General features: G+C 62.8%; 15 protein-coding genes and 1 tRNA gene. 12 read left to right on the top strand and 4 right to left on the bottom strand.

What is annotated here, in order from left to right; genetic code table 11:
- Positions 1 to 10: 10 nt before the first annotated feature.
- Entirely contained in the window at positions 11 to 442 is a 432-nt protein-coding gene (locus ACZ5TB_RS05715) for a universal stress protein (protein WP_464792333.1), read from the bottom strand.
- A gap of 167 nt (positions 443 to 609) precedes the next feature.
- Positions 610 to 686 (bottom strand) — tRNA-Met (locus ACZ5TB_RS05710).
- A 219-nt stretch (positions 687 to 905) separates the two neighbouring features.
- On the opposite strand from ACZ5TB_RS05710, the gene ACZ5TB_RS05705 reads away from it, so the two are divergent.
- The 5 genes from ACZ5TB_RS05705 to trxB all read left to right on the top strand — a co-directional run bounded on the left by ACZ5TB_RS05705 (position 906) and on the right by trxB (position 6,156).
- Entirely contained in the window at positions 906 to 2,315 is a 1,410-nt protein-coding gene (locus ACZ5TB_RS05705) for a circularly permuted type 2 ATP-grasp protein (RefSeq protein WP_464779736.1), read from the top strand.
- A 166-nt stretch (positions 2,316 to 2,481) separates the two neighbouring features.
- Positions 2,482 to 3,414: an alpha-E domain-containing protein gene (locus tag ACZ5TB_RS05700; RefSeq protein WP_464792332.1), complete on the top strand. Its 933-nt coding sequence runs from the start codon at positions 2,482 to 2,484 to the stop codon at positions 3,412 to 3,414.
- 16 nt (positions 3,415 to 3,430) lie between these two features.
- Positions 3,431 to 4,303, top strand: a complete 873-nt coding sequence (locus ACZ5TB_RS05695; protein WP_464792331.1) for a transglutaminase family protein — start codon at positions 3,431 to 3,433, stop codon at positions 4,301 to 4,303.
- A 24-nt stretch (positions 4,304 to 4,327) separates the two neighbouring features.
- On the top strand, positions 4,328 to 5,065 hold the full coding sequence (locus tag ACZ5TB_RS05690) for a proteasome-type protease (RefSeq protein WP_464779733.1): 738 nt from the start codon (positions 4,328 to 4,330) through the stop codon (positions 5,063 to 5,065).
- A 128-nt stretch (positions 5,066 to 5,193) separates the two neighbouring features.
- A complete protein-coding gene (gene trxB / locus ACZ5TB_RS05685; protein ID WP_464779732.1) occupies positions 5,194 to 6,156 on the top strand; it encodes a thioredoxin-disulfide reductase in 963 nt (320 codons plus the stop codon).
- Positions 6,157 to 6,341: 185 nt separating this feature from the next.
- Here the strand turns inward: trxB and ACZ5TB_RS05680 are convergent, their stop codons facing one another.
- Together ACZ5TB_RS05680 and ACZ5TB_RS05675 are read right to left on the bottom strand one after the other, a co-directional pair.
- Entirely contained in the window at positions 6,342 to 6,632 is a 291-nt protein-coding gene (locus ACZ5TB_RS05680; protein WP_464792330.1) for a phosphopantetheine-binding protein, read from the bottom strand.
- A gap of 29 nt (positions 6,633 to 6,661) precedes the next feature.
- On the bottom strand, positions 6,662 to 7,669 hold the full coding sequence (locus ACZ5TB_RS05675) for a GNAT family N-acetyltransferase (RefSeq protein WP_464792329.1): 1,008 nt from the start codon (positions 7,667 to 7,669) through the stop codon (positions 6,662 to 6,664).
- 50 nt (positions 7,670 to 7,719) lie between these two features.
- On the opposite strand from ACZ5TB_RS05675, the gene ACZ5TB_RS05670 reads away from it, so the two are divergent.
- The 7 genes from ACZ5TB_RS05670 (at position 7,720) to ACZ5TB_RS05640 (ending at position 16,518) form a co-directional block, all read left to right on the top strand.
- A complete protein-coding gene (locus ACZ5TB_RS05670; RefSeq protein WP_464792328.1) occupies positions 7,720 to 9,252 on the top strand; it encodes an acyl-CoA ligase (AMP-forming), exosortase A system-associated in 1,533 nt (510 codons plus the stop codon).
- Positions 9,249 to 10,481 (top strand): pyridoxal-dependent decarboxylase, exosortase A system-associated, encoded by a 1,233-nt coding sequence (locus ACZ5TB_RS05665; RefSeq protein ID WP_464792327.1) that lies wholly within the window; start codon positions 9,249 to 9,251, stop codon positions 10,479 to 10,481. The genes ACZ5TB_RS05670 and ACZ5TB_RS05665 overlap by 4 nt, the downstream gene beginning before the upstream one ends.
- A 133-nt stretch (positions 10,482 to 10,614) precedes the next feature.
- Positions 10,615 to 11,259, top strand: a complete 645-nt coding sequence (locus ACZ5TB_RS05660; protein ID WP_464792326.1) for an XrtA/PEP-CTERM system exopolysaccharide export protein — start codon at positions 10,615 to 10,617, stop codon at positions 11,257 to 11,259.
- A 1-nt stretch (position 11,260) separates the two neighbouring features.
- Positions 11,261 to 12,778, top strand: coding sequence for an XrtA system polysaccharide chain length determinant (locus tag ACZ5TB_RS05655; protein WP_464792325.1), 1,518 nt, complete (start codon positions 11,261 to 11,263; stop codon positions 12,776 to 12,778).
- Between the two features lie 11 nt (positions 12,779 to 12,789).
- Complete coding sequence (locus ACZ5TB_RS05650; protein WP_464792324.1) at positions 12,790 to 13,707, top strand: P-loop NTPase; 918 nt, start codon at positions 12,790 to 12,792, stop codon at positions 13,705 to 13,707.
- Entirely contained in the window at positions 13,707 to 15,287 is a 1,581-nt protein-coding gene (locus ACZ5TB_RS05645; protein ID WP_464792497.1) for a hypothetical protein, read from the top strand. The genes ACZ5TB_RS05650 and ACZ5TB_RS05645 overlap by 1 nt, the downstream gene beginning before the upstream one ends.
- A 19-nt stretch (positions 15,288 to 15,306) precedes the next feature.
- Positions 15,307 to 16,518, top strand: a complete 1,212-nt coding sequence (locus tag ACZ5TB_RS05640; RefSeq protein ID WP_464792323.1) for an XrtA/PEP-CTERM system-associated ATPase — start codon at positions 15,307 to 15,309, stop codon at positions 16,516 to 16,518.
- Positions 16,519 to 16,524 lie beyond the last annotated feature (6 nt).

The following is a 16,524-nucleotide window of genomic DNA, read 5'->3' as shown; positions in this document are numbered from 1 at the left end:
GGGGCATCAATTAGCCGATGTTTTTCTGACGCGCGATGAGGACGCTGATCGGCGAATTGCGGACGATCGCGGCGGCGTTGGAACCCAGCACGCGGGATGAAAGCGACGGTTGGTGCGAGCCGATGATGATGAGGTCGGCGCCCACGCGCTGCGCTTCATCCAGAACTTCATCACGCACTCGGCCGCGATGGGATGCGAAAGTGGCATGGGGCAGGCCGAACTCGGCTTTCCATTCGTCGACTTGTCGCTGAGCCTCTGTGATCTCCTGCGTGTCGAAATCGACGGTGATCGCGCCCTCATAATTTACCGGAAGGAAGTATCGCACATAAAGAATATGCACTTTCGCACCGCCCGTGGAAAGCGCCGCCGCCGCCTCCAGTGCGGACTTTGCATGATCAGGATCATGGATGTCGATAGCGACCAATATAGATGAAAAAGCCATGGTCTCTCCTCTCTTGATCAGAAGTGTCTATCAGGAGGGGCGAGCCGAAAGGTGTAGCATCTGTAACAAAGAGTTTCAGCCGGGACGGCAGCGCGCAGATGTCCCGGCGCCAGACGCGAAAGAGCGTCAGGATGGCCCCGACTGCTGATTTTCATGTGGATTATAGGTGGTAGCGGAGGAGGGACTTGAACCCCCGACACGCGGATTATGATTCCGCTGCTCTAACCAGCTGAGCTACTCCGCCCCATGGGCTGCGCCGGGCAGTCGCCCTGCGGTGCGCGCGCTATAGGCAGAGCGACTTGTGGGGTCAACGGGGTTTGGTGCCGCCTATGTAAATTCTCTGAGCCAGGGAATGCGAGCCGCGAAATATGGCCTTGCTACTTTTTGCGCTTGCAATCGTTCGGGCACGTTGCGCTAATGTTGCAATGCACAACCGGGCTATGCCCGAGGGAGGATCGACGCTTTGCCCTTCCACGAAATGTTTGAGCCGGATGGTTCGATACGGCCTTGCTATGCCGAGGTGCAGAATTGGGTGGAACGGACGGGCATCGCCGGGCTCAACCGCAGGTTGGATGAGGCGGAAGCGATCTTCAGGCGGATCGGCATTACCTTTGCGGTCTATGGCGAGGGCGGAGACCCGGAGCGGCTGATCCCGTTCGACCTGTTGCCCCGCATCTTCACCGCGCAGGAATGGCGGGTGCTGGACCGGGGCATCAGGCAGCGGGCGCGGGCGCTCAATGCGTTCCTGCATGACGTCTATCATCGGGGAGAGATTGTGAAGGCGGGGATCATGCCCGCCGATATCATCTATCAGAACAGCGCCTATCTCGCCGAGATGGCGGATTTTACCCCGCCGGGGAAGGTGTACAGCCATATCGTCGGGATCGACATCGTCCGTACCGGGCCAGCGCGGTTTGAGGTGCTGGAGGATAATTGCCGTACGCCGTCGGGCGTGTCCTACATGCTGGAAAATCGCGAGATCATGACGCGCATGTTCCCGGAGCTGTTCGCGCAGGGGCTGGTGGCGCCGGTCGATGATTATCCCGCTGAACTGCTCAAGAGCCTGAAGGAAGTCGCGCCGCCCGCGTGCAAGGGTGATCCAGTGGTCGTGCTGCTGACGCCGGGATCGCTCAACAGCGCCTATTATGAACATAGCTTCCTGGCCGATCTGATGGGCGTGGAACTGGTGGAGCCCGCAGACCTGTTCGTCGATGAGGATCGGGTGTGGATGAAGACGACGCTTGGCCCCAGGCAGGTCGATGTCATCTATCGCCGGATCGATGACGAATATCTCGATCCGCTGGTGTTTCGGCCGGACAGCATGCTGGGCATTCCCGGCATCTTCAACGTGTATCGCAATGGCGGGGTGACGCTGGCGTCGGCGCCGGGTGCGGGGATCGCGGATGACAAGGCGGTCTATATCTACGTTCCGGAGATGATCCGATTTTACCTGGGTGAGCAGCCGATCCTGGACAATATCCAGACGTGGCAGTGCGGGAAGCCCGACGAATGCGCCTATGTGCTGGAACATCTGCATGAGCTGGTGGCGAAGGAGGTTCATGGGTCGGGCGGCTACGGGATGTTGATCGGCCCCAAGTCGACCAGTGCGGAAATCGCCGCCTATGCGGAGCGGATCAGGGCCAATCCGGGCGAGTTCATCGCGCAGCCGACGCTGGACCTTTCGACCGTGCCTACGCTTGGCCCGGCTTCGGTGGTCGGGCGGCATGCGGATTTCCGGCCCTATTGCCTGGTGGGCAAGCAGATCAGGCTGGTGCCCGGCGGGCTGACGCGCGTTGCGCTGACGGAAGGGTCGTTGGTGGTGAACTCCAGTCAGGGGGGTGGGGTGAAGGATACATGGGTGTTGCAGGATTGATGGTGGGCGTCAGCACCTCTCGCAGTCATCGTCATCCCAGCGGAGGCTGGGATCTCGTAAGGTTATGTCGTGCCGTTTGGCCTGAGATCCCAGCTTTCGCTGGGATGACGGAACTGGGTGGGTTGACGGAGCGAGGCGGGATGACGGGCGGAAAGGCGGGCTTGGGATGCTGAGCCGGACTGCCGAGAATCTCTATTGGATGGCGCGTTATATGGAACGGGCGGAGGCTACGGCTCGTCTGCTTACCATGGGACAGCGCATGGCGATCCTGCCGGGGGCACATCATCGCGATGAATGGCGGTCGGTCGTGCGGGCAACCGGGGTCGATGGCCCGTTCCCCCCAGGCATACAGGTCGCCGAAAGGGACGCCATATCCTATCTGATGCTGGACCTGGATAATCCCAGTTCCATCCGGTCCTGCCTGCTGAAGGCGCGGGCCAATGCCAAGTCTGCGCGCACGATGCTGACCCAGGATATGTGGGAGGCGTTGAACGAAGGGTGGCGCAAGCTGGACAGCTATGATGTGGGGGAAGCGCGGCAGCAACTCCCCGCGCTGATCGATTGGGTGAAGACGCGGGTCATGACGTTCCGGGGTGCGGCGCATTCCGGGCAGTTGCGCAATGAAGGGCATGATTTCCTGCGTGCCGGGTCGGCGCTGGAGCGGGCGCAGATGACGTTGCGGCTGCTGGACGTCAAATATTATGTGCTGTTGCCCGAGACCGAGGTGATCGGGGGTAATCGCGATCATTATCAATGGACCTCGGTGCTCTACGCTCTGTCTGGAGCGCGGGCCTATCACCATGTCTATGGCGGCACCTACACGCCCTGGCAGATCACCGATTTCCTGATGCTGAACCGGCTGTTCCCGCGCAGTGTGGCCTATTGCTATGAACAGCTTGCCTATCGGCTGAACCGGCTGGCGGGTTGGCACAATGGGCGGGGCACGTGCCACGAGACAGTGCGGCAGATGGTGAACGATCTGGAAGAACTGGACAGCGGAGAGATTTTTCGCGTCGGCTTGCATGAAACCGTGCTGGGGGGATTGAAGATGACCAACCAATTGGGCGCGGAGATCGCCCAAACCTATCATTTCGGATGAAGGAGCGTCGTACGCCTTGAAACTGCTGGTCCGCCATCAGACGACCTATCGTTATGCCGCGACGGCAGGCCGGGTGGCGATGCGCCTGAAGCTGATGCCGATCGACACGGCCTCGCAAAGGGTGGTGGAATGGCAGGTCAGCGTGAATGGCGAGCCGGTCGAAGGGTTTCGCCGCAACAGCTTTGGCGAGATGGAGGCTGTCTGGATACGGCATGACCGGCTGGACAATGCGGTGGTCGTTGCCGAAGGGCTAGCGGAGACGAGCGAGACGAGCGGTGTTCTGGGACATGGAAACGGCCGGGTGCCTTCGGTCTATTTTCTGCGGGAAACGCAGCTGACCCGAAGTTCCGACGCCATTCGGGACATGGCGCTTTCCCTGCCGGATGATGGGGGGACGCTGGCGCGGCTGCATGCCTTGTCGGCGGCGGTCAGCGATGCGGTGGCCTATCGGGGCGGCGTTACGTCTTCGGATACCACGGCGGCAGAGGCCTTTGCGCTGGGGGCGGGGGTTTGTCAGGACCATGCGCAGATATTCATCGCGGGGGCGCGCGCCCTCGGCATCCCGGCCCGATATGTGACCGGCTATCTGCTGGCGGAGGGCGGGGTCGCCCTGCATGAAACCCACGCCTGGGTTGAGGCGTGTGTACCGGATCTGGGCTGGGTCGGGTTCGATCCGTCGAACCGGGTTTGTGTGACGGAACGTTACCTGCGACTGGCGTCGGGGCTGGATGCCAATGCGGCGGCGCCCATCCGGGGGTCAGTGACGGCGACGGGCGATATCTGGATTGACGCCGACGTCCGGATCGCGCAGGCGGAGGACGGGGTGGAAGAAAGGCAGCTGCAACGCCAGCAGCAACAAAGCCTTCAGACAGCCATCCCGCAGGGTTGAACGAATATAGGAGCCCGATGGGCAATGACCTATTGTGTGGCGGTACGCGTGGACCAGGGATTGGTCATGCTGTCGGACACCCGCACCAATGCGGGGATGGACAATATCGCCCGCTTTCGGAAAAGCTTTACCTATAGCGTGCCGGGCGAGCGTGCGCTGGTGCTCCTATGCTCCGGCAACCTGTCCATCACGCAGGGCGTCAAGACGATGCTGGGCCGTGCGATCAAGGATTCGCAGGTCGATCCGGACGTTGAAAGCATCCTGAACTGCGCCACGATGCACCGCGCGGCGCAACTGGTGGGGGATGCGATGTGCGAGATGCAGCAGCATTATCGCAGCACGATCGAAATGCAGGGATCGGGCGCCGATGCCTCCATCCTGCTCGCGGGGGAACGGCGGGGGGGCAAGCCGCGCCTCTATCTTATCTATTCAGCGGGCAACTTCATCGAAGCGACGGAGGACACGCCCTTCTTCCAGATTGGTGAGCATAAATATGGCAAGCCGATCCTGGACCGGATCATCAAGCGCGAGACGAGCCTAGAGGATGCAACCAAGGCGGTGCTGGTGTCGATGGATTCGACGTTGCGGTCGAACCTGTCGGTCGGCATGCCGCTTGACCTGACGGTGATCGAGCGCGGCCAGTTTGATTTCCGCGTCCGCACCCGGATCGAGGCCGATAACGAGGAATTTCAGCTGCTTTCGCTCAGCTGGTCGGCAGCGCTGCGCAAGGGGTTTGAGGACCTGCCTAACGTCATTGACTGACGGCTTGAGAGGCGGGGGAGGCGCAGCTTGCCCGCGCCCAAGCAATTCCATGCGATAGTCAGGCTTGCGCGCCCGGCGCTGCTGCCTATTTCATCCCGACAAACGAATCCAAAGAGCTGGGGAATCTGATGACCGCTACCCATTCCACTCGCATGCTGATCCTCGGTTCGGGGCCTGCGGGACTTTCGGCCGCCATTTATGGGGCGCGCGCAGGGCTGGCGCCGATCGTGGTGCAGGGCATGCAGCCGGGCGGGCAGCTGACCATCACGACCGATGTGGAAAACTATCCCGGCTTTCGCGATGTGATCCAGGGACCGTGGCTGATGGAGCAGATGCAGGCGCAGGCCGAGCATGTCGGCGCGCAGATGATGTACGACCAGATCGTCGATGTTGACCTGTCGGAGCGGCCTTTCCGCCTGACTGGTGATAGCGGGACGCGCTATTTTGCTGACTCTCTGGTGATAGCGACGGGTGCGCAGGCGAAGTGGCTGGGTACGGAAGGCGAGCAGCTGTTGCAGGGCAAGGGCGTTTCCGCTTGCGCGACTTGCGATGGATTTTTCTATCGCGGCAAGAAGGTGGTGGTGATCGGCGGGGGCAACACCGCTGTCGAGGAGGCGCTGTACCTCACCAACCATAGCCATGACGTCACGCTGATCCACCGCCGCGATTCGTTGCGAGCGGAGAAGATCTTGCAGCAGCGGCTTTTCGCGCACCCGAACATCAAGGTGCTGTGGAATCAGAAGATCGAGCGGTTCGTCGGTGGCGGCAATCCGGAAGGGTTGGTTGGCGTCGATCTGGTCGATACGGTGACGGGCAAGGCGTCGCATATCGAAACGGACGGGGCGTTCGTCGCGATCGGGCATCAGCCTGCGACTGAATTGTTCGCGGGCAAGCTGCCGATGGATGAAGGCTATCTGATCGTGGAGCCGGGCACGACGCGCACCTCCATTCCGGGCGTGTTTGCGGCGGGTGACGTCAGCGACAAGATTTATCGGCAGGCTGTGACGGCGGCGGGCATGGGCTGCATGGCTGCGCTGGACGTGGAGAAGTTCTTGGCCGAGGCGGACTTCGAGGCGATGGCGGCTGAGTGAGAAAGCGTGGAGCGGGGTGCGCGTTGCGTGCCTCGCTTTGCTGGGTGAGCGGGGAGTTTCGCTACCCTCCGTTCGCCCTGAGCTTGTCGAGCCGAAGGCCGGCTTTTCTTTCTTTTAAGTAAAGTGAAGGGCTTCGACAGGCTCAGCCTGAACGGGGATTAGGTGGTTGATGGACTGAGGAGCGTTCAGGCCTCTAGCTTCGTCCGCACGAAGGCGACCAGCGTGCCAAAGGTCTCGAAGGTTTCGCCGTCAATGTCGTCATCCTCGATCAGGATGTCGAGGCGGTCCTCCATTTCCGTCAGCAGCGTGGCGACGGCCATGGAGTCCAGTTCAGGCAGAGCGCCGAACAGGGGCGTGTCGGCGTCGAACGCATCGACGCGTTCCTGCGACAGGGCCAGCACATCGCGAAGCAGATCGCGCATCGCATTTGATATGTCGCTTGTCCGGTCGACCGGCATAGAGGTTTTCGCCCGCATGATGGGGGGTTTACCTAATCGTTCCGCCTTCAGCCCACAAGGGCGGAAATCGCGGTTCGCGCGGCGGGAATCCATGTCGAGGCAAATCGCGGATTGAAGAAGTCCAGGCGGTAAAGCGTCTGACGCTGCTCCATCCATTCCGCCTTGTAGGGATTGTCGCCGGTGCCGTAGTCGATCACGCTGACCTTGTCGGTATCTATGGCATGGGCGAACATCGCATGGCTGAGCAATGTGCCGGGTGAAGCGCCGTCGAAAGCGCGATCATGTGCGAGCTTGTGGATGAGGGCGACGTCATTTTCGACAGTCCACAGCTGGGTTGCCACCGGCTGGCCATTTAGTCGCGCGAAGCCAAGGCGAAGCGTTCCGGCGGCGGCCTCTCGCTCTGCTAGCGCGCGGAGGAAGGAAAGGCCGGGTTCTGGCTGCTTCCAACTGCTCGCATGTACCGTCACATAGTCGTGCCACAGGGCGTCATCGACCTGATCGCGAATCTCGATGGTGAAGCGGCTCGACCGGGCCTTGCGCTGCACCTGATTGCGCAGGCGGCTGGGGCGATCCGCCCAATAGGCGGCGAAGTCGCGGCCGTTCAGGGCGAGCAGATGGCGCCCGCCCATGGGTCGCCGCACGCCGAACCAGCCGCTACGCCGAAAGGCATCGAGGAGCATTTCCGCGTTATCGCCTACCGGGTAGAAGTCGATGTGGCGGCCGGTCTTGAACAGTTCGGCGGCGAGTATCTCTGCCAGACGGCGGCGCATGGGCTCATCAGGATCGCCGAGATATATCGGCGACCAGGCGAAGCTGTACCAGTTGGCAAGCGCGCTCTGGCGCTCGGGAGACGGCGACAGTAGGAACAGCCATGCTTCGACCTGTCCCTCGATCGCTTGAAGGACGCGGACTGGCTGGTGGGTGAAGCAATGTTCGTGCAGTGATTCGAACCAGTCGATGCGGTCGAACAGGGAGGGCGTCGAGGCGCGATCCATCCGTTCGCCCAGCACCTGCCGGGCATCTGCGATCGTGCTGTATTCCCTTGTGACCAGCAAATCATTATCTCCCCGGCACTGTCCCCATGCCTTAGGTGAAAAGTCTGGAAATGGAGTTAAGCAACGCCGCCCTGATCGATGGCGAGGAAGTTCGCCCGATCGACCACCTGTTGTTGCGGGGTGAAGCGGCGCGTCCGGCGCTGGATGGTCGGTCGGGATCGCAGGATTATGCCGAGCTTGAAACGACGTTGGGTCGGCTGGCTGGTTGGCTGGCGGGGTTCGGACTGGAAAAGGGCGCCCGGGTTGCAAGCTGGATTGCCAAGGGTCCGGTTGCCGCGCTGATGCCATTGGCGGCCCCGCGCGCGGGACTGGTGCATGTGCCCGTCAATCCGCTGCTGAAACATGCGCAAGTCGCGCATATCCTCGCCGACAGCGGGGCGCGGTTGTTGATTGGTACTCCGGCGCGGCTTGATACTTTGCAGCAGGGTGATGTTCCGGATGACTGCCGCCTGTTGCGGGAGGAGGACGCAGCGGCGGCCATGAGTGGTGGTGCTGAGTTGCCACCGTCTGAAGCCGGGCCGCATGATCTGGCGGCGATCCTTTATACCAGTGGGTCGACTGGACGGCCCAAGGGCGTGATGTTGAGCCATGCCAATCTGTGGCTCGGCGCGGCGAGTGTGGCTCGGTATCTGGGCCTCAGTGCTGAGGACCGGACCTTGTGCGTGCTGCCCTTCAGCTTCGATTATGGGCAGAATCAGCTGTTTTCGACCTGGTATGCGGGCGGGTGCGTCTATCCGCTCGACTATCTGACGGCGCGTGACGTCATGAAGTCGGTGGACAAGCGCGACATCACGACCTTGGCCGGGGTGCCGCCGCTTTGGGTGCAGTTGACGGAGCTTCAATGGAAGCCGGAGGTGGCTGCGAAGTTGAAGCGACTGACGAATAGTGGAGGCGCGCTCACCCGGCCGTTGGTGACGAAATTACGCGGTCTTTTCCCCAAGGCTGACCTTTATCCCATGTATGGGCTGACCGAGGCTTTTCGGTCGACCTATCTGCCGCCGACCTTGGTGGACAGCTATCCAGACTCGATGGGGTCGGCGATACCGCATGCCGAGATATTGGTTGTGCGGCCCGACGGCAGCCGGACGGACGATGATGAAGCGGGTGAGCTGGTTCATTGCGGGCCGCTTGTGGCGCAGGGTTATTGGCGGGATGAGGCGCGCACGGCAGAGCGGTTTAGGCCTGCGCCGCCATCCTCACGCTATGGCGGCATGGCAGTCTGGTCGGGGGATAGCGTCAGGCGGGACGGGCAGGGGTTGCTCTATTTCGTTGGACGTGATGACGCGATGATCAAATCCTCGGGCAATCGCATCAGTCCGACAGAGATTGAGGAGGCGGCGGTGGCGGTGCCTGGCGTCGCGGAAGCGGTCGCGCTGGGTATCAAGGATGAACGCTTGGGGCAGGCGGTGTTGCTGCTTATCCGGTCTGGCGACGCTGATGTTGAGGTGCTTGTCGAAGCACGGTTGAAGACCGAATTGCCAAACTTCATGCAGCCCCGAACGATCATCAGGCTGGCGGATTTTCCCCGGACGCCGAATGGCAAGATCGACCGAGTGGCACTGGCCAAGGAATATGACAGATGAAGCCGATGGGACCTGTTCCGCCCTTCTTTGAAGGCGAGGAAGGCATGCTGCTGATCGGCGGATGCGGTGCGGCGAGCCTTGTGGATGAGGCGGGGGATACGCCGTTGTTCGTCTATGACATGGGGATCGTCGAGCGGCAGGTGCGCGATTTGCGTGAAGGTATGCCGCCGCAATTGTCTATCCATTATGCGGTGAAGGCGAACCCCTATCCGGCGCTGCTGGAACGCATGGCGTGGTTGGTTGACGGCTTTGACGTGGCTTCTGGCGGGGAAATGGCGCGCGCGCTGGAAGCCGGGATGGATGCCGCGCATGTGAGCTTTGCCGGGCCAGGCAAGCGTGATGACGAACTTGCCGCTGCGATCGACGCGGGGGTTACGTTGAACCTTGAGTCGGAGGGTGAAGCGCGGCGTGCGCTTGCTATTGCCGAGAAGCGGGGGCGGACGCCCCGGCTGGCGGTGCGGGTCAATCCGGATTTTGACCTGAAAGGGTCGGGCATGCGGATGGGCGGCGGGGCCAAGCCCTTTGGTGTTGATGCGGATCGGGCGGCGGGTCTTGCCCGATCGTTGATCGATGCGGGAGCTGACTGGCGCGGCTGGCATATCTTTGCTGGATCGCAGGCGCTGGATGCGGAGGCGCTGACTGATACGCAGGCCGCGACGGTTGGACTGGCAGCGCGTCTCTCGGATGCCGTGGGTGTTGCGCCGCCACTCGTCAATCTGGGCGGCGGATTCGGCATTCCCTATTTCCCGGGCGATCAGCGGTTGGACATTGCGCCGATCGGCGAAGCGCTGGGCCAGACGTTGAACGCCCGCCCGGACATATTGGCGGAGAGCGAGTTTGCGATGGAGCTTGGCCGCTGGCTGGTGGGCGAGGCGGGCGTCTATCTGACCCGCGTGGTCGATGTGAAGCAGAGCCAGGGCGAGACCTTCGTCGTGGTTGATGGGGGGCTGCACCATCAACTGGCGGCTAGTGGCAATTTCGGCACGGTGGTGCGGCGTAACTATCCGATGGCGGTGGCGAACCGTTATGGCGCTGCCCCTGCTGAAGAGGCGGTGACGGTCGTGGGGTGCCTTTGCACACCGATCGATAAGCTGGGGGACAAGGTCGCCTTGCCCCCCGTGGTGGAAGGGGACCTGATCGCGATCTTCGCGGCGGGGGCCTATGGTGCTTCGGCGAGCCCTTCGGCCTTTCTCGGCCACCCGCCTGCGCTCGAACTATTACTTGGCTGATATACCAATAGTTTGACGCCTAACCGTATCTTTACCCTTTAGGGCCAAGAAGAGGCCCAAAGCCCATCGCTTTGCGGCCGCTTCACTTGCTTGGCGGCTGCGCTGGCGTGCGGCCCTGTCATGAGGTGAAGATATGCGTTTCCTGTCGGTTTCCCGGGCTCTGATCGGCGCATCGCTGCCTGCTTTGGCGCTGTCGGGCTGCGTATCGGGAGGCGGTGGTCCCCAGCTGCCACCGGCGTCTTTCGTGGCGCAGCAGGAAGGGCCGGGCGAGGAATATGTGATCGGGCCGCTTGATGATCTGACCGTCTTCGTATGGCGCAATCCGGAACTGGGCGCAAAGGTTCAGGTGCGGCCGGACGGGCGGATTACGACGCCGCTGATCGCCGACATGCCAGCCGTGGGCAAGACGCCCAAGCAGTTGGCCGACGACATGAAGGTGGCGCTTACCAAATATATCGAAAATCCGCTGGTGTCGGTCATCGTCAATAACTTTTCCGGCACCTTCAGCCAGCAGGTGCGGATTGTCGGCGCGACCGAAAAACCCGCCTCCATTCCCTATCGCGCCAATATGACGCTGCTTGACGCCATGATCTCCGTCGGGGGCCTCAGCGAATATGCGGCGGGCAACCGGGCGCGGCTCGTCCGCTTCAACAAAGAACAGGGCAAGCAACAGGAATTCAACGTGCGTATCGGCGACCTGCTGAAGCGCGGCGACAGCAAGGCGAATGTCATGCTGGCGCCGGGCGACGTCATCATCATTCCTGAAAGCATGTTCTGATATGGCCGGTCTTTACGACGAACTGCTGATTGCCCTTCACGGCATCTGGACCCGTCGCTGGCTGGCGCTGGGCGTGGCGTGGGGCGTGTGCATGCTGGGGTGGCTGGGCGTTGCCCTGGTGCCCAACAGCTATGAGAGCAAGGCGCGGGTTTATGTGAACACGCAGTCGCTGTTGCAGGACAAGGTTGGCATCACGCAGGTCCAGTCGCAGCAGGATCTGGACCGTGTGCGCCAGACGCTGGCCAGCACCGCCAATCTGGAGCGGGTGGTCAAGGAGACTGACCTCAACCAGACGGTGAGCGGCCCGCGCGACATGGCGGCCAAGATCACGGCACTGCGCGAAGGCATCACCGTGATGGCGCAGGCTGATCCCAGCATGATCGACATCAGCGCCAAGTCGGCCGACTCCAGCCTGTCGGACGGCGCCAATGCGCGGATCGCCCAGCAGGCGGTGCAGAAGCTGATCGAGATTTTCCAGGAAACTAATCTGTCGTCCGACCGGGTCGAGACCAAGCAGAGCCTTGCTTTCCTTGACCAGCAGATCGCGGCGCGCGGTCGTCAATTGGCTGCCGCAGAGCAACGTCGTGTCGAGTTCGAACAGCGCTATGCCGGGATGCTGCCGGGAGCGGGCTCCATCGGCCAGCGCATGGACGCGGCGCGGATGGAGATCAACAATATCGAATCGCAACTGGTGCAGGCGTCGAGCGCGCTGAGTGCCATGAACGGCCAGCTTGCCGGGACGCCGCAGGTGCTGCCGGGCGTTGGCGCTTCGGGTGGTCCTTCCGCACTGGCGCAGGCGCAGGCGGACCTTGCCGGAATGCGTGCGCGGGGTTGGACCGCTGACCATCCGGACGTGATCGCGGCCCAGCGGCAGGTCGATGCGCTGCGCCGTCAGGGTGGTGGCGGTGGCGGGGCGGCTGGTTCGCCCAACCCTGCTTATCTGTCGATCAAGTCGATGCAGGCGGAGCGGGCGGCGACGGTTCAGGCACTTCAGACGCGCAAGGCGCAGCTTCAGGCTGACCTTAACGCCATGTCATCGCGCCAGACCGATGAACCCGGTCTCGCCGCCGAGCAGGAAAAGCTCGACCGGGATTATGAGGTGCTGAAGACGCAATATGACAAGCTGCTGGCCGACCGTGAGGATGTGCGGCTGCGCGGCGATGTGAAGACCGAGACGGGCTCCGTCCAGTTCCGCGTGATCAATCCGCCGAGTGCGCCCACCGCGCCGACCGCGCCCAATCGGCCGTTGCTGCTGCTGGGCGTGTTGATCGTCGGCATTGGTGCGGGCGTGGGTAGCGCCTTTGCCATGGGGCAGCTCAAGGGCAGCTTCCCGACGGCTGCGCGGCTGGAGCGGGCGGTTGGCCTGCCGGTCATCGGTTCGATCACACAGACGGTCAGCGCCGCGCAGAGGGCGGTCGAAAAGCAGCGGCTCAAATGGTTTGCCGGTGCGAGCGGGGGGCTGGCGGCGCTTTGCGTGCTGCTGATCCTCGTAGAATTCATCCAGCGTGGCATGGCCTGAGGAGCGGCAAGATGAACAAGCATAGCTCCCTTTCCAAAGGTTCGCTGATCGAGCGGGCGACGGAAATCTATGATTTCAGCGCCGCCTTGCAGGGGCGCGCCGCTCCGGCGGTCGAGGTGCCTGCTGGCGAGCCTCTGCCTCCGGTGGTGGAGATCGCCCGGCCGGTCGCGGTGGAGGCGGGATATCGCGCGCCTGACTGGCGTGGGCCGGTGCAGAGCATCGATCGGATTGCTCTGGCCGAAAATGGCTGGCTGTCGCCCGATAGTCCTGCGACGGCGATCAGCGAGGAGTTTCGGCTGCTGAAGCGCGATCTGCTGGCGCAGCTTGGCGATGATCCGCGCGGCAATCGCGTGCTTGTCTGCTCGGCGCATAGCGGGGAGGGTAAGAGCTTCTGCGCGATCAACCTGGCGCTGAGCCTGGCGGCGGAGAAGGATCGGGAGATCCTGCTGGTCGATGCCGACTTCGGCAAGCCGGGCATTCCGGAAGCGCTGGGCCTGACAAGCGGGCCGGGACTGATGGACGCCATCGTCGATCCGTCAGTCGCGATCGAGGATTGCGTGATCCGGACGGACATTCCGTCTTTTGCCGTGCTGCCTGCGGGGCAGCGGAGCAACAATGATACGGAATATCTGGCGTCGGCACGAACCGAGACGCTGTTGCGCCGCCTGACCGAGGGGCGGCCTGACCGCGTCATCCTGTTCGATTCCCCGCCTTTGCTCGCTGCTTCGGCGGGTGCCGTGCTGGCGAGCCATGCGGCCATCGCATTGCTTGTGGTGCGTGCCGACCAGACCAGCGAAAGCGCTTTGCGCGATGCGGCGGGTATGTTGAAGGCGGCGGGACAGGTGCAGTTGCTGCTGAATGGCGTCACCTTCTCCGCCAGCGGTCGCCGTTTTGGCAGCTATTATGGCGAGGGGAGCGACGACGCATGATGTTGCGCACTTCCCTGAGGTTGCTGGGCGCAATATCGCTCGCCGCTTCGCCCGCCGTGGCGCAGGAGCGGAAGGTCGAAGTTACGCCCTATCTGGGCGTCGATCAGACTGTGCTCGTGCCGCTGAAAGGCGGTGGCGATGTCCTGACCTATACCAATGTGACGGCGGGACTGACGGCGCAGTTGCAGACGCGCCGTGTCGAGGCGGTCGCTGACATTCAATATAATCACAGCTTTGGCTGGGGGCGTGAGGCCAGCGATCAGGATGTGATCAGCGGTATCGTGTCGGGCCAGTATCTGGTGTCGCATGGGCTGACGCTTAACGCCGGGGCGCTTGCGACGCGGATTCGTACGGATGGGTTGTCGGGCGCGGCGACGCTGAACGATAGCCAGACGAGCCAGGTTTATGCCGGTTATGTGGGGCCATCCTATGCCTCATCCTTCGGCGACATTGACGTCACTGCCTCTTATCGGCTCGGCTATGCGCGGGTGGATGAGGATGTGAACGCCGACTTTGCCGGAGTGCCTGATGGCGGCTCTTTCAGGGACTCGGTGTCACACAGCCTGGCCGGTTCGGTCGGCGTGGCGCCGGGTGTTTGGCTGCCGCTCGGTATCGTGGCTAGCGCTGGCTATGACCGGGAGGATGCGAGCGAGCTTGATCAGCGGTTCGAGGATGCGTGGGGCCGGGTGGACGCGACGCGGCCGGTGTCGCCGACCGTCGCCCTTGCCGGGGGCGTAGGCTATGAACGTATCAAGATCAGCCAGCGTTCGCCCGAGCTTGATGGGAGCGGGGTGCCGGTCGTTCGCAACGGCCGCTATGTCACTGACGATAGTTCGCCGCGTGCGCTGATCTATGATTTCGATGACATCATCTGGGACGTAGGCGTGCTTTGGCGCCCCAACCGCCGCACCTCGCTGGAGGCGAGGGTCGGCGAACGCTATGGCGGCATGAGCTATACGGGCAGCTTCGTATGGCAGGGGCGGGGCCAGTCCTTCGCGCTGATGGTGTTCGACGGCATCGACAGCTTCGGGCGGATCATCACGTCCAATGTCGCGGCGGTTTCGGGCAGCAGCCTGAATGTCGTGCGCAATCCGTTCACGGGCGATTTCACCGGCTGCGCCTTCTCGCAAAGCGGCGGGGGGCAGTGCTTCAACGACGCGCTTACCGGAGTCACTGACGCAAACTTCCGCTATCGGGGCGTTGCCGCCCAATATGCGGCGCAGCGGGGTCCGTGGGGCCTTGGCATCGGCCTTGGCTATTCGCAGCGCAAGTTCGTGACGCCTTCGGGCCAGACGGTGTTCGTGCGCGGGACTCGGGACCAGAATTGGTATGGCACCGCCTCGCTAAGCTATGTGATCGACAGCCGGTCCAGCCTGGATAGCGCCGTTTATGCCAATTATTTCGATGCGAGCGGCGCGCGGCTCGACGTGCTGAACCTGGGCGCATTCACCAGCTACAACCGCCTCATCAACCGCAATCTTCAGGCATCCGCTTCGCTTGGGCTCGACAGTGCCAAGGCGGACGATCTGGATGCCGTCATCAACGCCATGGGCCAGGTCGGCCTGCGGTACAGCTTTTAATCGCGTCCGGAGACGAGAGATGTACGACCAGTTCTACGGATTTGAGGGCCGCCCTTTCCAGCTGACCCCCGATCCGCATTTCTACTTCGAAAGCGCAACCCACAGGAAGGCGTTGTCCTATCTGGGCTACGGCCTGGCGCAGGGCGAGGGTTTCATCGTGATCACGGGCGACATCGGCGCGGGCAAGACCACGCTGGTCGGGCACCTGATGGCGACGATCGACCCGGCGCGGCTGACCGCAGTCAAGATCGTGTCGACGCAGGTGGGCGGTGACGACATGCTACGCCTCACCGCGCAGAGCTTTGGCCTGCCGACCGACGACATGCCCAAGGCGCAGATTTTGCGGCAGATCGAGGCGTTCCTGCATGGCCAGGCGCGGGCGGGGCGGCGGTCGCTGCTGATCGTGGACGAGGCGCAGAACCTGTCTGTTTCGGCGATCGAAGAGCTGCGTATGCTTTCCAACTTCCAGTTGGGCGGGCAGTCGCTGTTGCAGATATTCCTGCTGGGCCAGCCGGAATTTCGAGATTTGCTGAAATCGGCGCAGCTGGAGCAGTTGCGGCAGCGCGTGATCGCGACCCATCATCTCGATCCGATGCAGCCGGAAGAGATCGAACCCTATATCCTGCATCGCCTGTCGATCGTCGGGTGGAATGGCGATCCGCAATTCACGCCGGAGGCGTTTGCCGCCATCTATGCCGCGACCGGCGGCGTGCCGCGCCGGGTCAATGTGCTCGCCAGCCGCGTGCTGCTGCTGGGTGCGCTGGATCAGTTGTCGGAGATCGATGCGGCGGCGGTGCAGGCGGTGATCGAGGATATGGGGGCGGACAGCGATGTTGCCGTGCAGCCGATGCCGTCATCCGTGCTGGATCGTGCAGAGGAGGCGCCTGTTGCGGCTCCGGTTGCGACTCAGGCTGAGCCTGCGCGCGAGACGTTGCGCGCCGAACTCAATGCGCTGCGGTCGCGTCAGCCCGAGCCATCGCCCGCGCTGATGGACGAGATTGCCACGCTGCGCGCGGAGGTCGACTCGCTGCGGATCGAACAGGTCGCCATCCAGGCAGTGGACCCGGAGGCTCTGAAGGATTGCTTCACCCTGATCGAGGAGCGGCTCTCCTCGCTCGAGTTCCGCGTGGGTGAACAGGATACCGCGCTGCGCCGGGTGCTGACGTTGCTGGTGGACTGGGTGGAGCGTGAACAGCGGATGGGCGACGCGCCGCACAGCGCTGCTGCCTGACGCTTC

This window comes from Sphingobium sp. TomTYG74 (genome assembly GCF_055393875.1).
Note: the sequence above shows the minus strand (reverse complement) of the source record. Positions and strands in the feature narration are given on the sequence as shown.